Origin of the sequence: Halorubrum hochsteinianum, from assembly GCF_023702125.1 — an archaeon.
Classification (GTDB): Archaea; Halobacteriota; Halobacteria; order Halobacteriales; family Haloferacaceae; genus Halorubrum; species Halorubrum hochsteinianum.
On the sequence record NZ_CP098415.1, the window covers coordinates 2,650,673 to 2,670,967 of the forward strand.

The 20,295-nt window shown below is 71.1% G+C and carries 18 protein-coding genes; 12 read left to right on the forward strand and 6 right to left on the reverse strand.

Annotated elements, in window-relative coordinates; all coding sequences use genetic code 11:
- Positions 1 to 49 precede the first annotated feature (49 nt).
- Positions 50 to 847: a CDP-alcohol phosphatidyltransferase family protein gene (locus NAF06_RS13430; RefSeq protein WP_008581222.1), complete on the reverse strand. Its 798-nt coding sequence runs from the start codon at positions 845 to 847 to the stop codon at positions 50 to 52.
- Between the two features lies 1 nt (position 848).
- Positions 849 to 3,875 carry an ATP-dependent helicase gene (locus NAF06_RS13435; RefSeq protein WP_394294979.1) on the reverse strand — a complete coding sequence of 1,009 codons (3,027 nt, stop codon included), beginning with the start codon at positions 3,873 to 3,875 and terminating at the stop codon, positions 849 to 851.
- Between the two features lie 178 nt (positions 3,876 to 4,053).
- Here NAF06_RS13435 and cmk point away from each other — a divergent pair, with 178 nt between their 5' ends.
- From cmk to NAF06_RS13450, 3 genes are all read left to right on the forward strand, one after another.
- Positions 4,054 to 4,668 carry a (d)CMP kinase gene (gene cmk, locus NAF06_RS13440; RefSeq protein ID WP_008581225.1) on the forward strand — a complete coding sequence of 205 codons (615 nt, stop codon included), beginning with the start codon at positions 4,054 to 4,056 and terminating at the stop codon, positions 4,666 to 4,668.
- Between the two features lie 113 nt (positions 4,669 to 4,781).
- Positions 4,782 to 6,206: an APC family permease gene (locus NAF06_RS13445; protein ID WP_008581227.1), complete on the forward strand. Its 1,425-nt coding sequence runs from the start codon at positions 4,782 to 4,784 to the stop codon at positions 6,204 to 6,206.
- Positions 6,206 to 6,982, forward strand: coding sequence for a universal stress protein (locus tag NAF06_RS13450; RefSeq protein ID WP_008581228.1), 777 nt, complete (start codon positions 6,206 to 6,208; stop codon positions 6,980 to 6,982). Before NAF06_RS13445 ends, NAF06_RS13450 begins: the two co-directional genes overlap by 1 nt.
- A 6-nt stretch (positions 6,983 to 6,988) precedes the next feature.
- Here NAF06_RS13450 and NAF06_RS13455 read toward each other — a convergent pair whose 3' ends face one another.
- A complete protein-coding gene (locus tag NAF06_RS13455; RefSeq protein ID WP_008581230.1) occupies positions 6,989 to 7,489 on the reverse strand; it encodes a desampylase in 501 nt (166 codons plus the stop codon).
- A 126-nt stretch (positions 7,490 to 7,615) separates the two neighbouring features.
- Between NAF06_RS13455 and NAF06_RS13460 the strand changes: the two genes are divergently transcribed.
- Positions 7,616 to 8,080, forward strand: coding sequence for a DUF302 domain-containing protein (locus tag NAF06_RS13460; protein WP_008581233.1), 465 nt, complete (start codon positions 7,616 to 7,618; stop codon positions 8,078 to 8,080).
- 63 nt (positions 8,081 to 8,143) lie between these two features.
- Here the strand turns inward: NAF06_RS13460 and NAF06_RS13465 are convergent, their stop codons facing one another.
- Entirely contained in the window at positions 8,144 to 8,614 is a 471-nt protein-coding gene (locus NAF06_RS13465; RefSeq protein WP_008581236.1) for an MGMT family protein, read from the reverse strand.
- A 151-nt stretch (positions 8,615 to 8,765) separates the two neighbouring features.
- Here NAF06_RS13465 and trpC point away from each other — a divergent pair, with 151 nt between their 5' ends.
- The 4 genes from trpC to NAF06_RS13485 all read left to right on the forward strand — a co-directional run bounded on the left by trpC (position 8,766) and on the right by NAF06_RS13485 (position 12,604).
- Positions 8,766 to 9,584, forward strand: a complete 819-nt coding sequence (gene trpC / locus NAF06_RS13470; RefSeq protein ID WP_008581237.1) for an indole-3-glycerol phosphate synthase — start codon at positions 8,766 to 8,768, stop codon at positions 9,582 to 9,584.
- A complete protein-coding gene (gene trpB, locus NAF06_RS13475; RefSeq protein ID WP_008581239.1) occupies positions 9,581 to 10,885 on the forward strand; it encodes a tryptophan synthase subunit beta in 1,305 nt (434 codons plus the stop codon). The genes trpC and trpB overlap by 4 nt, the downstream gene beginning before the upstream one ends.
- The gene (gene trpA, locus NAF06_RS13480; protein ID WP_008581240.1) at positions 10,886 to 11,731 is read left to right on the forward strand and encodes a tryptophan synthase subunit alpha; all 846 of its coding nucleotides are present in this window, start codon (positions 10,886 to 10,888) and stop codon (positions 11,729 to 11,731) included. It abuts the gene before it with no gap.
- A gap of 81 nt (positions 11,732 to 11,812) precedes the next feature.
- On the forward strand, positions 11,813 to 12,604 hold the full coding sequence (locus tag NAF06_RS13485; RefSeq protein ID WP_008581242.1) for a 2-amino-3,7-dideoxy-D-threo-hept-6-ulosonate synthase: 792 nt from the start codon (positions 11,813 to 11,815) through the stop codon (positions 12,602 to 12,604).
- A 24-nt stretch (positions 12,605 to 12,628) separates the two neighbouring features.
- Here NAF06_RS13485 and NAF06_RS13490 read toward each other — a convergent pair whose 3' ends face one another.
- On the reverse strand, positions 12,629 to 14,185 hold the full coding sequence (locus NAF06_RS13490; protein WP_008581243.1) for an HTTM domain-containing protein: 1,557 nt from the start codon (positions 14,183 to 14,185) through the stop codon (positions 12,629 to 12,631).
- Between the two features lie 125 nt (positions 14,186 to 14,310).
- On the opposite strand from NAF06_RS13490, the gene NAF06_RS13495 reads away from it, so the two are divergent.
- The gene (locus tag NAF06_RS13495) at positions 14,311 to 15,483 is read left to right on the forward strand and encodes a 3-dehydroquinate synthase II (protein ID WP_008581245.1); all 1,173 of its coding nucleotides are present in this window, start codon (positions 14,311 to 14,313) and stop codon (positions 15,481 to 15,483) included.
- 238 nt (positions 15,484 to 15,721) lie between these two features.
- Here NAF06_RS13495 and NAF06_RS13500 read toward each other — a convergent pair whose 3' ends face one another.
- On the reverse strand, positions 15,722 to 17,257 hold the full coding sequence (locus NAF06_RS13500) for a carboxypeptidase M32 (RefSeq protein WP_008581248.1): 1,536 nt from the start codon (positions 17,255 to 17,257) through the stop codon (positions 15,722 to 15,724).
- 119 nt (positions 17,258 to 17,376) lie between these two features.
- On the opposite strand from NAF06_RS13500, the gene NAF06_RS13505 reads away from it, so the two are divergent.
- The 3 genes from NAF06_RS13505 (at position 17,377) to hflX (ending at position 20,267) form a co-directional block, all read left to right on the forward strand.
- Positions 17,377 to 18,429, forward strand: a complete 1,053-nt coding sequence (locus NAF06_RS13505; RefSeq protein ID WP_008581249.1) for a threonine aldolase family protein — start codon at positions 17,377 to 17,379, stop codon at positions 18,427 to 18,429.
- A gap of 66 nt (positions 18,430 to 18,495) precedes the next feature.
- Positions 18,496 to 18,912 (forward strand): DUF2209 family protein, encoded by a 417-nt coding sequence (locus NAF06_RS13510; protein ID WP_008581252.1) that lies wholly within the window; start codon positions 18,496 to 18,498, stop codon positions 18,910 to 18,912.
- Entirely contained in the window at positions 18,909 to 20,267 is a 1,359-nt protein-coding gene (gene hflX, locus NAF06_RS13515) for a GTPase HflX (protein WP_008581255.1), read from the forward strand. The genes NAF06_RS13510 and hflX overlap by 4 nt, the downstream gene beginning before the upstream one ends.
- Positions 20,268 to 20,295: the final 28 nt, after the last annotated feature.

Sequence of the window (20,295 nt, forward strand, 5' to 3'; positions counted from 1 at the left end):
CTCCCGCTCGAAGGTTCGCCACCCGCTCCGTCGCCCTCCGCCGACCGACTCAGCCGCCGTTCCCCTCCGCCGAGACCGGCGGATCGTCGCGGCCCAGCCGCCCCGTCGCGGCCGCCCAGTCCCGGGCGAAACTCCCCAGCAGCGCCGCGAGCGAGACCCCCGCGAGCGCGGTGAGCCAGACGACCCCCTCACTCCCGCCAGCGCCGCCGACGCCCGGGAGGAGCGCGAGCGCGACGACGGCGAACTGGGCGGTGCCGACGAGCGGACGGACCCGGCTCGGGGGGAGTTCGTACACCGGCGCGCCGGTCCGCCTGCGCCGCCACAGCGACCCGGCGTAGGCGTACCAGACGCCGCCGGCGACGAGGTACCACGCCGGTAGCGACCCGAGCGCGACGGCCACCGACGCGCCCACGAGGACGGCGAGCGCGTCGGTGGCCCCGTCGACCCGCGCGCCGAGGACCGTCTCGGTCGTGCGGCGGGCGACCGCGCCGTCGACCGCGTCGAGACCGACCGCGCCGGCGAACAGCGCGGCGGGGACCCACGGAGAGGGGGGCGACGCGACGACCGCGCCGGCGAGGACAGCGGCGAGCCAGCCGCGGAACAGCGTGATCAGGTTCGCCGGACCGAGCCGCGCTCGGGGGTCATCCCCGTCGGACGGACGGTTCGCGTCGAGGCTCGTCCACGCGTACGCCGCCAGGTACGTCCCGGGCGCGGCCGCGGCGAGGGCCCACTCGGTCCCGAGCGGTCGCCACAGCGCCGCGAGACCGAGGAGGCCGAGCGCCGCGACGGCGACGAACCGCAGGCGGAGGCGGTCGAGCGGATCTGCCTGCGACCCGAGTCCGACCATCTCAGTCCGTCCGTCGGTCCGCGGGCGGTTCGGCGCTTCGGTCGGCGCTTTCGGCGTTGCGGTCGCTGCTCTCGGCGTTGCGGTCGCTGTTCCCACCGACCTCGTCGGTCTCGCCCTCGGTGCTCCGCGGCGTCTCGCCGATCTCCTCCATCACGCGGGCGTGGAACTCCCGGAGGACGGCGGACTCGTCGTCGGCGATGACCGTGTCGGAGTCGACGAGCGTCGCCAGCCCGAACGCGAGCGGGCTGGGCGAGTCGACGACGCGGTGCTCCACCGCCAGATCGCCCGCCGAGATCCGCCCGACGGCCTCGCGGATCCCCGCGACGTCGAGCCGGTCCTCCAGCAGTTCGCGGTACGTCTCCTCCAACACGGCGAACTCCTCCAAGTCGCTCGCGAACGACAGCAGCATCTCGGCGGAGACCTGCTGTTCGGCGGCCGACTTCTCGTACCCCTTGTACCGCTTCAGGATCATGAGCGCGCGCCCGGCGTTGATGCGGAAGTAGCGCTGGAGCAGGTCGGTCCCCTCGACGGCCTCGCGGAGGTCCCCGCGGACCGTCTCCGGGTCGAGGTCCGACAGGATCTGTGCCACGTCGACCTTGCGGTTCAAGGGGAGCGCGAGCGAGAACCCGCGATCCGCCACCGCGACCGCGACGTTGGCGTCGGTCCGGTTCGCGACCGCGCTCGCGACGAGCCGCGAGAGCCCGTCGTTGAACCGCCGGCCGTACGTGGAGTGGACGTAGAAGCGGCGCTTGTACTCGTTGCGGTCGAGCTCCTCCTCCACGACGAGCCGGTCCGGCGTCGAGACGCCAGCCGACCCCGCGTACTTGACCTGCTCGTCGTACATGCGGGCGAGCGCCCGGACCGCGTTTCCATCGAGGGGGAACTCGCGGAGCCACGCCCGGACCGCCGCGGGACCGGCGTTCTGGCCGTCGCCGGTCAGCCGGTCGAGGAGTTCGGCCTGAAACGCCAGCACCTCGCGGGCGAGGTCCGCAGAGAGGGGGAGGCGCTCGGCGAACCACGAGGGGACGGTCGGGCGCTCGCTCGTGCGGTCGACGTACACCTTCGAGCCGCGGCGGTAGCGGAACGCGAACCGCTCGCCGCCGAGCGCGAACACGTCGCCCGACTCCAGCGTGTCGAGGTACGACTCGTCGAGCGTGCCGACCCACTCGTCGCCGCGCGTGAACACGTCGCAGGTGAACGAGTCCGGGATCGTCCCCACGTTCGTCATGTAGATGACCCGCGCGAGGCGGCCGCGCTTCCCGACGAGGGTCTCCCCGACCGGGAACTCGGCGTGGTGATGCTCGCCGTCGGGCGGGTCGTTGGCGTCGCGCCACACCTTCGGGTAGACGTTCTTCGACTCCAGCCCGTCGTAGTCCGCGGTGAGGTACCGCACGAGCCGTTCGTAGTCGGCCTCGTCGAAGTCGCGGTACGGGTGCGCCCGGCGCAGCACCTCCCGGACCTCGCGGTCCGGGCGGATCCGGTTTATCGCCATCCCGTACACGTGCTGGGCGGCCACGTCGTAGGCCCCCTCGGGCGGGAACACGCGGTCGACGAAGCCGTCCTCGGCGCGCGCGAGCAGCGTGGCGCACTCGATCAGCTCGTCGCGGTCGAGGGCGAACACCCGGCCCTCGACCGTCTCGCCCGGGCTGTGGCCCGCGCGGCCGACGCGCTGGAGCAGCGCCGCGACCGACTTCGGGGAGCCGACCTGGACCACCAGATCGAGGTGGGGCATGTCGATGCCGAGTTCGAGGCTCGTCGAGGTGGTGACCACGTCGAGGTCGCCGGCCTTCAACCCCTCCTCGACGCGGGTCCGCTGCGCCTCGCCGAGGCTGCCGTGGTGACAGCCCGAGTTCGACTCGTCGTAGCCGAACCGCTGGCGGAGCTCCTGTAGCGTACGCTCCGCGCCGGACCGGGAGTTCGTGAACACGAGGGTGTTCTCGTGGGACTCGATCAGGTCGCGGAGCGACTCGTAGAAGCGGTCGGTCACCGCCGACCGCGGCGTGTGGATCAGGTCGGCCGCGGGCGTCCTGAGTTCGAGGTCGAACTCCCGCGAGAACCGCGCGTCGACCACCTCGCACGGGCGCGTCTCGAACCCGTCGGGGTCGCCGACCGCGCCGTCGACCCGGTCGCGCCCGACGAGGAACGAGGCGATCCCGTCGAGCGGCTCGACCGTCGCGGAGCAGCCGATCCGCGTGATCTCGTCGGTCGCTCGCGGTTCGTTGTCGTCCTCGGAGCCGTCCGTCGGGTCGTCCCGCGTCAGTTCGGTCAATCGCTCCAGCGACACCGAGAGGTGCGTGCCGCGCTTGTTCGCGGCCAGCGAGTGGATCTCGTCGACGATCACGTACTCGACGGTGCGGAGCTTCTCCTTGAACTTCGGCGAGTTGAGTAAGATCGCGATCGTCTCCGGCGTGGTGTTGAGGACGTGGGGCGTCTCCGAGAGCATCGCCTGCCGGTCCGCCTTCGAGGTGTCGCCGTGCCGGATCGCCTGCCTGACGCCGGGGTCGTAGGAGTCAGCGTCGCCGTCGGCGTCGCGCTCGGCCCCCGCGTCGTCCCCGTCCGCCTCCTCCGCAGCGATTGCCTCGCCGATCCCCGCAAGCGGGGTCTGGAGGTTGCGCTCGATGTCGTTCGCGAGCGACTTCAGCGGCGAGACGTACAGGCAGTAGACGGAGTTTTCGAGGTCGCCGGCGCGGTCGCGCGCGAAGAGGTCGTCGAGGACCGAGATGAATGAGGCGAGCGTCTTCCCGCTGCCCGTCGGCGCGGCGACGAGGCAGTTCTCCCCGTCGTCGACGTGGGGGATGGCCTCGCGCTGGGGCGGCGTGAAGAAGCCGCCGTTCTCGGCGACGTACCCGCCGAACCGCTCGACCCACCAGCGACGGACCGGCGGCGAGAGCCGGGCGAGGACGTCGGCGTCGTCGATCGGGACCGTCTCCGGGTCGAAGCCGGGGGCCGCGACCGCGCCGCGGTCGACCGCGTCCCGGAGGAGTGCCCGGGCGGTGGCCTCGGCGTCGCGGTCCGTGGACTCGCTCACGCCGATCGACACGGGACACGGAGGGAAATCGGTTGCGTCGGTCTCGGCGGCAGTTCGCGCGACCGACCCCCGTCCGTCGCCTGCGCGGAAATTCGCGCGACCGACCCCCGTCCGTCGCCTGCGCGGAAATTCGCGCGACCGACCCGTTTATCCGCCGCGCTTCCGTGACGGAACACGCATGAGCGGTACCTCGCCGGAGCCCGACCGACGGATCGACCGGAACCTGTTCGTCACCGTCTCCGGCCCGCCGGGCTGCGGTGCCACGACGCTCGTCGAGGGGATCGCGGAGGCGCTCGACTGCGGCTACGTCTCCGGGGGCGAGCTGTTCCGCGAGATCGCGGCCGAACGCGACCTGAGCCTCTCGCAGCTCATCGCCGAGACCGGCGAGTCCGAGGAGATCGACCGCGCGCTCGACAAGCGGCTCCGCCGGATCGCCGAGAAGTGGGGGACAGCCAACAAGGCGTTCGTACTGGAGTCGCGGCTCGCGGGGTGGATCGCCGGCAACCGGGCGGACATCCGGATCTGGCTCGACGCGCCCGAAGAGGTCCGCGCGGACCGGACCGCCGACCGCGCGGAGATGACCTCCGAGATGCAGGTGCGCGAGGTCATTGAGGAGCAACGGTACAAGTCCTACTACGGCATCGACCTCTCCGACCGGTCGATCTACGACCTCGTGATCAACACGGGGCGCTGGGACGCCGAATCGACGCTCGAACTGGCGCTCACCGGCATCGAAGGGTACGACGTCGAGAGCGACGAGGGCGCGTTCGACACCCCGGACTTCGAGGTCTGAACGTCGCCCCGCGGTCTCGGGCCGTCCCGGGTCACCCGGAACACTCCGGGCTCTGTCCGAGCGGCGGACCCCTGGCCCACACTTATCCCGGAGCTGTTCGTACGTCGAAACGAATGACCGACGAGCCGAGCGGCCGCAACCTCGACGGCGACGCGCCGGTCGCGGAGGCTGTCGTCGAGACGGACGAGGCGACGATCACCGAGGACGCCGAGCTCGAACGCACCATCGGGCTGACAGGCGGCCTCGCGATCGGGATCGGGACGATGATCGGGGCCGGGATCTTCGTGTTCCCCGGGCTGGCCGGCGGCGAGATCGGCGCGGCGGCGAGCGCCTCGTTCGCGGTCGGCGGGCTGATCGCGCTCCTCGTCGCGCTCCCAACCTCGGAGCTGGCGACCGCGATGCCCCGCAGCGGCGGCGGGTACTACTTCATCTCGCGCGGGCTCGGGACGCTCGCCGGCACGGTGATCGGGCTGTCGCTGTGGCTCGGGCTGGTGTTCGCGACGGCCTTCTACCTCGTCGGCCTCGGCTACTACGCCCTCGACGCGCTCGCGCAGGTCGGGGTCACGATCGGCGTCGGCACCGACGCGCTCGTCTCCGGCATCGCCGTCGTCGCCGGGGTCGCGTTCACGGTCCTCAACGTCACCGGCACCGAGAACGCCGCGAAGCTCCAGAACGCCATCGTCGCGCTGCTGCTCTCGATGCTCGTCGCCTTCCTCGGGTACGGGCTCCTGGAGGCGTTCGGGTTCGTCGCCGTCGACACGCCGCCGGGAGAGGCCGTCGACGTCTGGGAGGCGGTCCCGATCCTCTCGGTCGCCGCGCTCGTGTTCACCTCGTACCTCGGCTTCGCACAGGTCGCCACGGTGGCCGGGGAGATGAAAAACCCCGGGCGGAACCTCCCGCTGGCGATGGTCGGCTCGGTGCTGATCGTGACGGTCCTGTACGTGCTGACCATCTTCATCGCGACGAACGTCTTCACGCGGGACGCGCTGCTTGCCGCCGGCGAGACCGCCATGGTCGAGGTCGGGCGGGCGCTGCTCGGGCCGGCCGGGGCGCTCGTGATCATCGTCGGCGGGCTGCTCGCGACGATGTCGTCGGCGAACGCGTCGATCCTCAGCACCTCGCGGGCGATATACGGCGTCTCGAAGGACGCGCTCCTCCCGCGGTGGGCGAGCCGGATCAACCTGCGGTACGGCACGCCCCACGTCGCCCTCGGGATGGCCGGCGGGCCGGTGATCGTCCTCGCCGCGACCGGACAGGTACAGCTGCTCGCGGAGGTCGCCTCCTTCCTCCACCTGATCATGTACGGGCTGATGTGCGTCGCGCTCGTCGCCATCCGGCGGGACCGGCCGGAGTGGTACGACCCCGACTTCGTCGTGCCCGGCGGTCCGGTCGTCCCCGTCCTCGGCGCGCTCGCCAGCTTCGGGCTGATCGCGTTCATGGACCGCCTCTCGATCGCCGTGGGGGTCGTCGTCATCGCCGTCACCGCCGGATGGTATTTCTACTACGCCCGCGACGTGTCGCTCAAGGGGGCCCTGTGATGACACGCGTACTCGTACCCGTCGCGGTACTGGAGCGGGAGAGCGTCTCGCCCGGACTGATATCGCTACTCGGAACTGTCGACGTGACGCTGCTCGGCTACCACGTCCTCCCCGAGCAGACGCCGCCGGATCAGGCCCGGCTCCAGTTCGAGGAGCGCGCGACCGCCGCGCTGGAGGACCTGAGCCAGGAGTTCCGGGCCGCCGGCGGCGACGCCGATCACCGGCTCGTGTTCACGCACGACCGCGAGCAGACGATCCAGCGAGTAGCGGGCGAGGTGGGGGCAGACGCGTTCGCCGTCTCCGGGCCGACCGGCGACGTCGATCGGCTCCTCGTGTCGCTCTCCGGCGACGTCGACGTCGACCGCGTCCTCTCGTTCGTCGAGCGGCTCGTCGGCGACCGCGACATCGGCGTCACGCTGTTCCTCGCGGCGGGTGCGGGGACGCCGGACGACGCCGCGGCCGACGAGTCCGAGAGGACCGCGCCGGACGACGCGGACGGCGCGCGGCTGGAGGCGGCGGCCGACCGGCTCCGCGAGGCGGGCGTCGAGGCGACGACGGAACTCGCGGAGGGCGGTTCGCCGTTCGACGCGCTGATCGACGCCGCGGCCGGACACGACGCGATCGTGATGGCGGAGCGCGCCCCGTCGTTCCGGTCGCTCGTGTTCGGCGACGAGGGGGAGCGGGTCGCGGCCGCCTCGGTCGGCCCGGTCATCGTGGTCCGCGACGCGGAGTCCGACGCCTCCGCCGCAGGGACGAGTTCCGAACCCGGGGAGTGACGGGGGCTACCGCTCGCCGCGGACGGCGACCGTCTCCCGCTCGAACGCCTCCGCGTCCGCGCGCCAGCGCCACGACCCGACGAAGGGGTAGCCGTCCAGCGCGCAGATGACGTACGAGCGGTCCGGCCACGTCGCGCGCGCGGCGTCCGTCTCGCTCGGTTCTGTCGGTCCGGCCGGGTGCGAGTGGTAGAAGCCGACCGCGTCGAGCCCGTCGGCCTCGATCGCCTCCAGCAGTTCGAGCTGCTCCTCCGGATCGATCCGATACCGGATCTGCGGCCGATCCGCGACGTTCTCGGCCGCGTAGGCGCGCTCGACGAGCGTCACTTCGTCGACGGCGGTCGCGTCGGTGACGCCCGCTCCGCCGGCGTCGTCGCCAGTCCCGCCGTCGTCGCCGGCTTCGCCGTCGCCGACGGTCGTGCCGGCCAGGACGCCGCAGACCTCCGCGTCGCCCCCGGCGTACGCCCGCGAGACGATCTCGTCGTAGACCGCCCTGGGGAGTTCGATCACACGACGGGTGACGGGCGGCCGGCGGATAAATCCGATCCGCTCGGCGGGTGCCGCCCCTCCGTCGGAGGTAGCGGCAGTCGTTGGACCCGCACGGGTATTTTTATTCTCACCCCGGGAGGTGAGCGTATGAGCGACGCTGCCGCCGGGTCTCCGGCACCGACCGCCGAGGAGGCCCTCCACACGACCCTCGACATGCCGTTCGACGACGCGGTGCCGTTCGTCCAGATCGAACACGAACTCGCCGACTTCGAGACGGTTCAGGTCACGCGGTTGGACCAGATGGTCGAGGGCATGCTCGGTCACGACGACGTCGAGCGGACGGCGCTGATCGTCGTCTGTCACCCGGAGATCGCGTACGACGCGCTCGGCATCGACCCGACGCTCGCCGGCATGCTCCCGTGTACGACCATCGTCTACGAGCGCGAGGGCGACGATCCGGTCCACGTCCACCACGTCTCGGCGACAAAGGCGATCCGCGATCTCGGCTGCGCCCCCTCGGAGTCGTCGGCCGACGTGGAGGCGCTCGTCGAGAAGACGGGCGAACTGATGACCGTCGTCTGGGAGAACATCGAGGAACACGGCACCGAGTAGGACCGACGCCGCACGCGACGTCGGGGCGAGAACCGGGGAGTTCGCGACGGAACCGACGCGCCGTCAGCGTTCGATCCCTTCGACGCGCCGGAGCGCGCGCCGGACGTCGCCCGGCGTCGCGTACGGCCCGCCGCTCACGCGGTGGTCCGGCAGCAGGAGGGGGATCGGGTTGTCGGCCAGCGCGTCCCGCACCGTCGCCACGTCGTCGGCGTCGTTCGGGTCGAATCCGCTGAGCCGCGCGAGCCGGCTCACCGACACCTCCTCGCCGTAGGGAACGCTCCGGAGCGACTCCAGCACCGCCCGCTGGTCGGTCGGCACCGTCAGCCCGAGCGCGACCTCGGGGAACTCGTCGCGCTCGCCGCCGACGTACGCGCCGATGCGGTCCAACAGGTCGTGGTCGTCCTCCGCGTCGCCCGGCGGTTCGGCCGGGAACGACACCGAGATGACGCGGCCGCCAGCGAACCCCACCTGAACGGTGCGACCGATCTCGTCGAACTCCCGGGCATACACGCCGGAGGTACCCGACACGCTCATACCCTTCATTGGACGGGTCGATTACTTAAAATATCGGCCGACAGTCGGCTAACGCCCGACGCGACGGACCGGACGGCGGAGCGGGGCCTCGGCTCGACCGGTCGGGTCCCCCGCAAGTCTTATGAACAGATACGTACATTAGTGTATAGTAATGGACGATCCAGACGAGCTGGCACCGGCGGTCAGATCGATCCTGTCCGCCGCTCGCGAACGCGGGGGGTCACGACCGAGCGAGCGGGTCTCGGTCTCGCCCCGCGACATCGACGTCGCGTTGGAGCGCGCCGAGGCCGACGGGCGCGTCCCGCTCATCGCCGAGGTGAAACCGACCAGTCCGACCACCGAGGGGGCCCGGGAGGACGACCCGGTCGCGCTCGCGGAGGGGATGGTCGCGGGCGGCGCGGCCGCCCTGAGCGTGCTCACCGAGCCGGACCACTTCGGCGGGAGCGTCGGCACCCTCGAACGCGTGCGCGACGCCGTCGACGTGCCGGTCCTGCGGAAGGACTTCGTCGTCGACGAGGCCCAGCTCGACGCCGTCGAGAGCGACCTCGTCCTGCTCATCGCCCGCTTCGTCGGCGACGACCTCGCGGACCTGCTCGCGGCCGCCCGCGACCGCGGCTTCAGGGTCCTCGTCGAGGTCCACGACCGCGAGGAGTTGGCGCGCGCGCTCGACGCGGGCGCGAAAACGGTCGGCGTCAACAACCGCGACCTCGCTGAGCTGGTCGTCGACCTCGGAACCTTCGAGTCCGTGGCGCGCCACGTCCCGGACGAGGTGACGCTGATCGCGGAAAGCGGCATCGAGTCGCCCGCCGACGTCCGTCGGATGCGCGCGGCCGGCGCGGACGCGCTCCTCGTCGGCAGCGCGATCATGGACGGCGACGTCGAGGCGAACACGCGCGAACTGGTGCGGGCGGAGGCGGACGGCGACGCGGACGGCGAGGACCACCGAGACACCACGGAACACCCAACATGAGCGAGACCGACACGCGGACGACGGAGGAAACGGAGACGGCGCGACGCCCCGGCCGCGAGCGCGGCCGCGACGACGGGAAGTTCGGCCGCTACGGCGGCCAGTACGTCCCCGAGGCGCTGATGCCGGCCATCGAGGAGCTGACCGACGCCTACGAGCGCTACGTCCTGAACAACGAGGACGGGTTCATGGAGGAGTTCCGCGAGCGCCTCGCGGACTTCGGCGGGCGGCCGACCCCGCTCCAGCGCGCCGACCGGCTCTCGGAGCGCTACGACACGGAGGTGTACCTCAAGCGCGAGGACCTCCTCCACGGCGGCGCGCACAAGCTGAACAACGCGCTGGGACAGGTCCTCTTGGCGAAGTACATGGGCAAAGAGCGCATCATCGCGGAGACCGGGGCCGGCCAGCACGGCACCGCGACGGCGATGGCGGCCGCCCACCTCGACATGCCCTGTACGATCTACATGGGCGAGCGTGACATCAACCGCCAGCGCCCCAACGTGTTCCGGATGAAGCTCAACGGCTCGGAGGTGAAGCCGGTGACGACGGGCCGCGGGACGCTGAAGGAGGCCATCTCCGAGACGATGCGCGACTGGGCCGAGACGGTCGAGGACACCCACTACGTGATCGGCTCCATCGTCGGTCCGCACCCCTTCCCGGTGATGGTCCGCGACTTCCAGGCGGTCATCTCCGAGGAGGCCCGCGAGCAGGCGATAGAGAAGACCGGCGGGCTCCCGACCGACGTGGTCGCCTGCGCGGGCGGCGGCTCGAACACGATGGGCACGTTCGCACACTTCGTCGACGACGAGGACGTCGCGCTCCACGCGGTCGAGGCCGGCGGCTCGACGCTGGAGGTCGACGAGGAGGCGGGCGTCGCGCCCAACTCCGCGTCGCTGTTCGCCGGCGAGGAGGGCGTCCTCCACGGGGCACGCACGAAGCTGCTTCAGGACTCGGACGGACAGATCATGGAGAGCCACTCGGTGTCCTCCGGGCTCGACTACGCCGGCGTCGGCCCGGAGCTCGCGTACCTCGTCGACGAGGAGCGCGTCGACCCGGTCGCGGTCGACGACGACGCCGCCTTGGAGGGGTTCCACCGACTCTCGAACACCGAGGGGATCATCCCCGCGCTGGAGACGGCCCACGCGTTCGGCTACCTCGAAGCGCACCACGAGGACCTCGGCGAGCGCGTGGTCGTGAACGTCTCCGGGCGCGGCGACAAGGACCTCGACGCCGCCATCGAGGAGACCGATCAGCGCGACGTGGCGAACGCGCCCGACATGTCGATGTTCACGGGGGGAATGTAGATGGCCAATTCCGACGCGCTCGACGCGGCGTTCGCGGACGGGCCGGCGTACGTCCCGTACCTCGTCGTCGGCGACCCCGACTACGAGTCGTCGACGGCGTACGTTGAGGCGCTCGACCGCGGCGGCGCGGACGTGATCGAACTCGGCCTCCCCTTCTCGGAGCCCATCGCGGAGGGGTCGACGATCCAGGAGGCGCTCGTCCGCTCGCTCGACGCGGGGATGACGCCCGACCGCTTCTTCGCGTTCGCGGAGGATCTGGAGGTCGACGCCGCGCTGGTGTGTATGACCTATTACAACCTCATCTATCAGTACGGCAAGGGCGAGGGTCCCCGTCCGTTCGTCGAGCGCGCGGCCGCCGCCGGCATTCAGGGGCTCGTCGTCCCCGACCTCCCCGCCGAGGAGGCCGACCCGCTCCGCGAGGCGTGCGACGAGTTCGGGCTGGACCTGATCTTCATCGTCGCCCCGACGACGCGCGGCGACCGGCTGGACCGGATGATGGCGAACGTCTCCGGCTACGTGTACGTTCAGGCGCGCTTGGGGACCACGGGCGCTCGCGACGACGTGTCGGACCAGACGACGGCGAGCCTCGACCGCCTCGGCGGGTACGACGTGCCGAAGGCGGTCGGGTTCGGCATCTCGACGGGCGACCACGCGGAGCGGATCGTCGCGGGCGGCGCGGACGGGATCATCGTCGGCTCGGCGCTCGTCGACGTGGTCGCCGAGGGCGTCGCGGAGGATCTGTCGACCGCCGAGGTCGCCGACCGATTAGAGGCGCTCTCCCGTGAATTGAAGCAGGGAGCCGAGCGCGGCCACCGCTCGCGGACCGGGACCGTCGAGTCCGCCTGAGACGAAAACGACCCAATACGTCCCCGAACGAAACCCACTTACCTCCGATTGCCACACGCTCACACAACGACCGATCTCACCATGACAGCAGGACTCTCGGCACGACTCGACCGCATCTCCACGAACGACCGATACCTCATCGTCCCGATGGACCACGGGATCACGATGGGCGCAGTCGAGGGGCTCGTCGACATCGAGTCGACGATCGACGGCGTCACCAGCGGCGGCGCGGACGCGGTGCTCACCCAGCGCGGCATCGCGGAGCGCGTCCACCCCAACAAGAACGACGCGGGGTACATCGTCCACGTCAACGGCTCGACGACGATCGGGCCGGACGAACAGGACAAGCGGGTCACCGCCACCGCCGAGGACGCGGTCCGCGCGGGCGCTGACGCCGTCTCGTTCCACATCAACGTCGGTTCCGACCACGAGCCAGACCAGATCGAGGAGCTGGCGGAGCTGACCGCGGACGCCGAGCGGCTCGGGCTGCCGGTCCTCGCGATGGCGTACGCGCGCGGCCCGGGCGTCGACAGCACCGACCCCGAGTCGCTCGGTCACGCCGTCCGGCTCGCCGAGGAGCTCGGCGCGGACGTGGTGAAGACGGGCTACTCCGGCGACGGCGACTCCTTCGCGCGGGTGACGGAGTCGACCCGGCTGCCGGTCGTCATCGCCGGCGGCTCGAAGGGGACCGACCGCGAGACGGTGGAGATGGTCCGCGGCGCGATGGACGGCGACGCCGCCGGCGTGTCGATGGGTCGGTCGATCTTCCAGCACGACGACCCCGAGGGGATCGCCCGCGCGGTCTCCGCCATCGTCCACGACGACGCCTCGGTCGAGGAGGCGCTCCGCGCGGGCGGCTTCGTCGAGGCGTAGCGCGCTCCCTTTCCTAGTTCCGAGTTAACAGGCGGCGTGAATTTGCTCTTCCACCCGCGGTTCTCCGACCGGTCCGTCCGGGTCGACGGGCTGTTCGACGTGGAAGACGGTCACGGACGACAGGTCGCGGTCCGACCGCTCGCAGACGTACGACGCCACCGGTCGGTACCGCGACTCGCCCGCGTCCTTCATCCTGAACCCGAACTGGTGCCAGAGGGTCGTCGGATACGTCGCCGCCGCGTCCGGCGGCCGGTCGAACGCGACCGCCCCGCCGTCCCGCACGTCGATCGCGTCGCCCGATTCGAGCGTCCCGCGGACGACGTACCAGCCGGAGGCGTCGGGCGGGTTCGGCGCGAAGAACGACCAGCTCGCCTCCGACAGCTCGCCCGCCGGCTCCGACGCCGGGAGGTCGACGAGCCCGACGCCCGCGGCCTGCCACCACACCAATGCGAGGAAAAAGCCAACGAGCAGCAGGGCGGCTCCGGCTCGAAGCCCGCGACGGATTCGGGGTTCGACCGGGAACGCGGACCCGGCCGCCTTCCCGGGGCCATCCGTTCCGCCGTCGCCACGTCCGCCGTCGCCGCTCCCGCCGCCAGCGCGCCCGCCGTCGCTCCGGGCGGTGTGCCCAGTCGACCGGCCGGGAACGGGGAGCTCCGACCCGGCCGTCTCGACGTGGTCCCAGACGCGGGGCGGCAGGAACAGCAGCAGGACCGAGACCATGACGAACGGGAACACGGCGAGCCGCATCGTCGCGGCCATGCCGAGGTGCGCGGCGACGAACGCGAGCGCGACTCCCGTCCTCAGCCGTCCGGTCGCGGCGACCAGCAGGACGGACGCCGAGAGGAGGGCGATCCAGAGCCAGTTCACCGCCGCGAGGACCGCGGCGTGATCGGCGACGAGCGGGCCGAGTCCCACGGTGAACTCCCCCAACTGGAAGATCCGGGGGACCGCGACGCCCGAGACCCACGCGTCGCTCCGGTACTTCGAGACCGCGTTCGCCGCGTAGATGGACACGAGCGTCAGCAGCGTGACGGCCGTGCCGACCGAACAGGCCCGCCGTTCGACGACGCCGCTCCCACGGCTCCCGCCGAGCGACCAGCGGGCGTCGAGCGGGAGGAAGAGGCTCACGAAGAGGAACACGACCAGAATCGTGTTCCCGCCGTTGATCGCGTACGGGTTCCGGGCGTACAGCGACGCGAGCAGGACGACGGAGACGCCCGTCGCCGCCCGGGTTCGATAGCCGACGAGCAGGCAGACGGCGGCGAGGGCGGCGACGGCGATCAGTCCGGTCTGTACCCGCGCCGAACCGGAGAGCGCGTGGATCGAAACGTCGTCCAACAGCGGGTACGCCTCGGCGAGCGTCGACCGCGGCAGGACGCCGGCGTCCGTGTAGAACGGCACCACGCCCGGGAGCCGATAGACCAGCAGGTCGGCGAGGAGGAGGAGGGCCAGCGCGACCCTGAAGACGCCGAGCGCCCGCGGATCGATCCCGAGGTAGGGTGCGGCGCGCTCGCGGAGGGGGTCGCGCGCCGCCGCCCATCGGGAACCCGCCTTCGACAGCCGCTGCCGTGGTGGCGTCATCCGGTAATCTAACTCAAACGAAACGAGTTGACTGATAAGTGCTTTGTCGTCGGTGCGCCGCGCTGCCGGCCGCAACGCGCGACCCTTCCGCAGTTTTCAAGCCGGCGCGCCGTGAGGTTCCGACAATGACACGCACGGTCTGGGTCAAAGCCGACGGCGACGTCGGCGACTGGGAGGCGCGCAAGCGACGGGTCACGGCCGCCATCGAGGCCGGGGCGGACTGGGTCCTCGTCGACGAGCAGGACGTCGGGCGCGTCCGGGAGCTCGGCGACGTCAACGTCGCGGCGTTCCGCTCCGACGCCGACGTGATCGACGACGCCGAGAGCGACGCCGAGGCCGACGCGTACTTCGTCGGGAAGGGCGGCGAGGGCGACGGAACGATCGCGATGCCCGACGACCTCTCGGGGTCGGCGGACCTGACGACGCTCCGCCGGCGCGATGACCGCGCGCAGGGCGCGTACGTCCGCGTCCTCGGGACCGAGTACGAGGCGTTCGCGGAGGCCGCGGCCGACGACGCCGAGTTCACCGTGATCGTCGGCGAGGACTGGTCCATCATCCCGCTGGAGAACCTGATCGCCCGGGTCGGCGAGGAGACGCACCTCGTCGCGGGCGCGACCACCGCCGCGGAGGCCCGGACCGCCTTCGAGACGCTTGAGATCGGCGCGGACGGCGTCCTCCTCGACGCGGACGACCCCGACGAGATCCGCGGCGCGGTCGAGGCCCGCGACGCGGCCGACCGCGAGACGCTCGACCTCTCGTACGCCGAGGTGACGGAGGTCGAGCAGACCGGGATGGCTGACCGCGTCTGTATCGACACGGGGTCGCTGATGGACGACACCGAGGGGATGTTAGTCGGCTCGATGTCGCGCGGGCTCTTCTTCGTCCACGCCGAGACCGCGGAGTCGCCGTACGTCGCCTCCCGCCCGTTCCGCGTGAACGCGGGCGCGGTCCACGCGTACGTCCGCAACGCCGAGGGCGGCACCAACTACCTCGCGGAGCTGTCGAGCGGCGACGAGGTCCAGCTCGTCGACACCGACGGCAACACCCGCGAGGCGGTGGTAGGCCGGGTGAAGATAGAGAAGCGCCCGATGTTCCGGATTCAGGCGGAGGTCGAGACGGACGAGGGGACCGACCGCATCGAGACGCTCATCCAGAACGCCGAGACTGTGAAGATCGCCACGAGCGAGGGCCGCAAGGCGGTCACCGAGGTCGAGCCGGGCGACGAGGCGCTCGTCTACTACGAGGACGTGGCGCGCCACTTCGGCGAGGCCGTAGAGGAGAGCATCATCGAGAAGTGAGCGGCCTCCCTCCGGTCGGCCGCTAGCAACGAGCGGGCCTGTGGCCCGCGAGTAGCGGGGTCGACTACACGGGAGACCACGTCTGGCGAGCGATGTCGCCGCTGGCGACGAGCGGTGTCCGCCACGCGTGCTGACTCGCGGTCGCCGAGGGCGACCGCTCGCAGGCACGCGCCACCGCAGTATCGACTCTCCGCCACACGCGATTGTTTATAAAGAACGCAGAAACGGCTGAAGCTGTTTAAATTCCGTACAGCTCGCCGTACTTCTCGTCGACGTAGTCGAGGAACGCGTCGGCGGTGAAGTCCTCGCCGGTCGCGCGCTTCACGAGCTCGTTCGTCTCGTAGCGGGAGCCGTGCCGATGGACGTTCTCGCCGAGCCAGTCGTGGAGGTCGTCGAAGTCGCCCTCCGCGATCTTCGCGTCGAGGTCGTCGATGTCGTCCTCGGCGGCCGCGAACAGCTGTGCGGCCATCACGGAGCCGAGCGAGTAGGTCGGGAAGTAGCCGAAGTTGCCGTGGCTCCAGTGGATGTCCTGAAGGCAGCCCTCGCTGTCGGTCTCCGGCCGGATGCCGAGGTACTCCTCGTACTTGTCGTTCCACACCTCGGGCACGTCCTCGACGTCGAGGTCGCCGCGGATCAGGTCGCGCTCGATCTCGAACCGGATCACGATGTGGAGGTGGTAGGTGAGCTCGTCGGCCTCGACCCGGATGAAGTTGTCCTCGTACACCTGGTTGAACGCCTCGTAGGCATCCCGGACGGTGGCGTCGTCGGTCTGCGGGAAGTGCTCCTGGAAGACGGGGAGGAACCGCTCCCAGAACGCCTCGCTGCGCCCGACGTGGTTCTCCCAGAGCCGGGACTGCGACTCGTGGACCGAGAGGTCGCGGGACTGGCCGAGCGGCGTGCCGAAGTGCTCCTGCGGGAGCCCGAGGTTGTACTGGGCGTGGCCGAACTCGTGGATCGTCGAGCCGACCGCACCGAGCGGGTCGGTCTCGTCGAACCGGGTGGTCACGCGGCAGTCGAACTGGTTGCCGGAGGTGAACGGGTGCGAGGAGACGTCGAGGCGGCCGCGGTCGAAGTCGTAGCCGACGAGCTCCAGCGCCTCCCGGGAGAGTTCCTCCTGGGTCTCCTCGTCGAACGTGCCCTCGAAGGTGTCGACCGCGAGCTCGACATCGGAGTCGCGGATGTCGTCGATCATCGGGACGAGCGCCTCTCGGAGCTCGGTGAGGATCGACTCGGCGCGCTCCATCGACAGGCAGGGCTCGAACTCCTCGAAGAGGACCTCGTAGGGGTCGCGGTCGGGGTCGATGTGCTCCGCGTACTCGCGTTTCAGCTCGACGTGCTTCTCGAGATGCGGGGCGAACGTTTCGAAGTCGTCCTCGGCCTTCGCCTCCTCCCACGCCTGGAGCGCCTCGGAGCCGGTCTCCGAGATCTCCTCGACGAGGTCGACCGGGACCGCGTCGGCGCGCTCGTACTCGCGTCGGACCTCGCGGACGACCGCGGCCTGCTCGTCCGTGAGGTCGGCGTCGTCCAGCTCGTCGAGCAGCTCGCCGGTCTCGTCGTCGGTGACCATGTCGTGGTGGACCGAGGAAAGCGCCGAGAGCTGCTTCGACCGGGCGGGCGTGCCGCCCTCCGGCATCATCACCTGCTGGTCCCAGCCGAGGACGCCGGAGGCGCTGCCGACCGCGTTCCACCGCTGGACGCGGTCGAGGAGGGCGTCGTATGCGTCCGGTGCGTCAGACGCGTCGTCCGTGTCGTCTGCCGTGGCTTCCGTTGCCATGCGTTTCGAATCGATCCCCGTCGTTAAGAAGGAACCGAACGCGGAACGCCGTTCGCGGCCGCTGACGGCCGCCGCGAGCGCGGGATATATGCCCGGCGGCGCGGAACGGCCTACAACCGATGCCCGAAGCCGACGAACTCGACATCGACCTGCGCTCGGACACCGTGACGACGCCCTCGGACGCGATGCGCGACGCGGCCGCGACCGCCGAGGTCGGCGACGACGTGTACCGCGACGACCCGACGGTCAACGAGCTGGAGGCCCGCGCTGCCGAGGCGGTCGGCACCGAGGCCGCGCTGTACGTCCCCTCGGGGACGATGGCGAACCAGATCGCGGTCCACGTCCACACGGAGCCCGGCCAAGAGCTCCTCTTGGAGCGCGAGTCGCACATCTACCGCTGGGAACTGGCCGGCGCGGCGAAGCTCTCGGGCGTCCAGACGCGGACGATAGACGCCGGCGACCGCTGCGTCCCGACCCCCGAGGCGGTCCGCGAGGGGCTCGTCGACGAGGACCTCCACCGGCCCGGGACCGGCCTCCTCGCCGTGGAGAACACGCACAACTATCGGGGCGGCAAGGCGGTCCCGGTCGACCGGATCGCGGCCGCGGCCGAGGCCGCCCGCGAACGCGACGTGCCGGTCCACCTCGACGGCGCGCGCGTGTTCAACGCCGCGGTCGCGCTCGGCGTCGACGCGAGCGAGGTCGTCGAGCCCGTCGACAGCGTCACCTTCTGTCTCTCGAAGGGGCTCGGCGCGCCCGTCGGGTCGATCCTCGCCGGCGACGAGGCGTTCGTCGAGGACGCCCGCCGCGTCCGGAAGCTGTTCGGCGGCGGGATGCGACAGGCCGGGATGATCGCCGCGCCCGGGCTGAAAGCGCTGGAGAACGTCGACCGCCTCGCCGACGACCACGCCAACGCGGAGCGGCTCGCGGCCGGCCTCGACGCGCTCGACGGCGTCGACGCGCCCGCGCCCGACACCAACATCGTGGTCGCTCACACCGAGGCGGCCGGGATCGAGGCCGCGGACCTCGTGACGGCGTGTAAGGCGGCCGGCGTGGGCTGCGTCGAGTTCGACGACCACACGACGCGGTTCACCACGCACCTCGACGTCGACGCCGACGAGGTCGACGCCGCGGTCGACCGGATCGCCGGCGTCGTCGAGGACCTGCGGGCCTGAACCGCGGCACGGAAACGTTCAATTCGCCGGCCGACGTAGGGCGGCGCATGGACGAGACGACAGCCGATGCGAGGGCGCGGAACCGCACAACCGAGGTGGAGCGCCCCCGCCCCTGAGGTCGTCGGCGTCGACATCAGCGGCCGCCACGAGGAGGACGGCGAGTACCTGATGGTCGCGGCCGCGGTCCACGCGCGGATCGACTCGGCGCGGATCCGGTCGGTCGAAGGGATCGGGTTCGCCGCCGCGCGCGAGGGACCGACGCTGGAGGCGACCGTCGCGCTCACCGCGGAGGCGGTCGGCCGCCTCCCGGAACCGCCGGACGGACCGATCGTCGCGGAGGGCGGCGAGTTCTACGAGGAACCGGCGGAGCGCGTCGGACTCAGCTTCCAGCCCGACTTTAAATACGTCGAGAGCATAGGCGAGCGCGAGACAGTGCAGGCAGCACACCACGCCGCGTACGCCGCCCGGGACCTCCTGTTATGACCGGAGACGCCGCGGGGGCGGACGCCGACGCCGGTCCGACGGTCGAGGGACGCCGAGCAGTCGTCGCCAAGCGCGTCGACGCCGGCGAGGCCGACCTCTCGGAGATCACCCAGCTCGCGGCCGCCGCGGGGTACGACGTGGTCGGCGAGCTCACCCAGACCCGCACGGAGGACGCCGCGTTCATGTTCGGCGAGGGGAAGGTCGCGGAGCTCCGGGACCACGTCCGCCGCACCGACGCCGGGGCGGTGATAATCGACAACGACGTGGGGCCGTACCAGACGTTCAACATCGGCGGGAAGCTCGCCGAGGGCGTCGAGGTGATCGACCGGTTCACGCTCATCCTCGAGATATTCGGCCAGCGCGCTAACACCCGGAAGGCGCAGCTGCAGGTCGAGCTCGCGGAGCTGCGCTACGAGCTGCCCCGCGCCGAGGCGAAGGCGAGCCTCGCCAAGCGCGACGAGCGGCCGGGGTTCATGGGGCTCGGCGAGTACGACGAGAGCGTCGAGCGCGACATCAAACGCCAGATATCCGAGATCCGCGACGAGCTCGAATCGATCGCGGAGAAGGAGGAGGCGCGCCGCGAGCAGCGCCGCGACTCCGGCTTCGACCTCGTCGCGCTCGCGGGCTACACCAACGCCGGCAAGTCGACGCTGATGCGGCGGCTCGCGGCCGAGATCGACGTCGACGAGAACGCCGAGCGCCACCCGGACCTCGACACGACCGCCGAGTCGCAGGACATGCTGTTCACGACGCTCGGCACCACCACCCGGCGGGCCGAGATGGAGAAGCGCGACGTCCTCCTGACCGATACGGTCGGGTTCATCTCGGATCTCCCCCACTGGCTCGTGGAGTCGTTCGAGTCCACGCTCGACTCCGTCTACCGCGCCGACCTCGTCCTCCTCGTCGTCGACGCCAGCGAGCCCGTCGAGGCGATGCGCGAGAAGCTCGTCACGAGCCACGACACCCTCTACGAGCGCAACGAGGCCCCGGTCGTCACCGTCTTCAACAAGATAGACCGGCTGGACCCCGGCGAGCTTGCCGACAAGCGCGCCGCCCTCTCGGGCGTGGCACCCGACCCGATCGGCGTCTCGGCGAAGACGGGCGCGGGCGTGGCCGAGCTCCGCGACCGCGTCGAGGGCGAGCTCCCGGACTGGGAGCGCGAGCGACTCGTCCTCCCAGTCACCGACGACGCGATGAGCCTCGTTTCGTGGGTCCACGACCACGGCCACGTCGACGAGGAGGCGTACGCGGGCGACCAGGTGACCGTCGACTTCGAGGCGAAGCCGTCGATCGTCGCCCGCGCCAGGGCGAAAGCAGCGGACATCACGGCGCGGCCGCCCGAGGAGTCCGTCTGACCGCGGCTCCCACCGGACGGGGAGCCGG

Bases quoted from the DNA above. Each gene is read 5' to 3' on its own strand.
- trpC (WP_008581237.1), top strand. From the start codon at position 8,766: ATGGACGATCCAGACGAGCTGGCACCGGCGGTCAGATCGATCCTGTCC.
- NAF06_RS13450 (WP_008581228.1), top strand. From the start codon at position 6,206: ATGACACGCGTACTCGTACCCGTCGCGGTACTGGAGCGGGAGAGCGTC.
- trpA (WP_008581240.1), top strand. From the start codon at position 10,886: ATGGCCAATTCCGACGCGCTCGACGCGGCGTTCGCGGACGGGCCGGCG.
- NAF06_RS13500 (WP_008581248.1), bottom strand. From the start codon at position 17,257: ATGGCAACGGAAGCCACGGCAGACGACACGGACGACGCGTCTGACGCA.
- NAF06_RS13465 (WP_008581236.1), bottom strand. From the start codon at position 8,614: ATGAGCGTGTCGGGTACCTCCGGCGTGTATGCCCGGGAGTTCGACGAG.
- NAF06_RS13430 (WP_008581222.1), bottom strand. From the start codon at position 847: ATGGTCGGACTCGGGTCGCAGGCAGATCCGCTCGACCGCCTCCGCCTG.
- NAF06_RS13490 (WP_008581243.1), bottom strand. From the start codon at position 14,185: ATGACGCCACCACGGCAGCGGCTGTCGAAGGCGGGTTCCCGATGGGCG.
- NAF06_RS13510 (WP_008581252.1), top strand. From the start codon at position 18,496: ATGCGAGGGCGCGGAACCGCACAACCGAGGTGGAGCGCCCCCGCCCCT.
- hflX (WP_008581255.1), top strand. From the start codon at position 18,909: ATGACCGGAGACGCCGCGGGGGCGGACGCCGACGCCGGTCCGACGGTC.
- NAF06_RS13485 (WP_008581242.1), top strand. From the start codon at position 11,813: ATGACAGCAGGACTCTCGGCACGACTCGACCGCATCTCCACGAACGAC.
- cmk (WP_008581225.1), top strand. From the start codon at position 4,054: ATGAGCGGTACCTCGCCGGAGCCCGACCGACGGATCGACCGGAACCTG.
- NAF06_RS13505 (WP_008581249.1), top strand. From the start codon at position 17,377: ATGCCCGAAGCCGACGAACTCGACATCGACCTGCGCTCGGACACCGTG.
- NAF06_RS13445 (WP_008581227.1), top strand. From the start codon at position 4,782: ATGACCGACGAGCCGAGCGGCCGCAACCTCGACGGCGACGCGCCGGTC.
- trpB (WP_008581239.1), top strand. From the start codon at position 9,581: ATGAGCGAGACCGACACGCGGACGACGGAGGAAACGGAGACGGCGCGA.
- NAF06_RS13495 (WP_008581245.1), top strand. From the start codon at position 14,311: ATGACACGCACGGTCTGGGTCAAAGCCGACGGCGACGTCGGCGACTGG.
- NAF06_RS13460 (WP_008581233.1), top strand. From the start codon at position 7,616: ATGAGCGACGCTGCCGCCGGGTCTCCGGCACCGACCGCCGAGGAGGCC.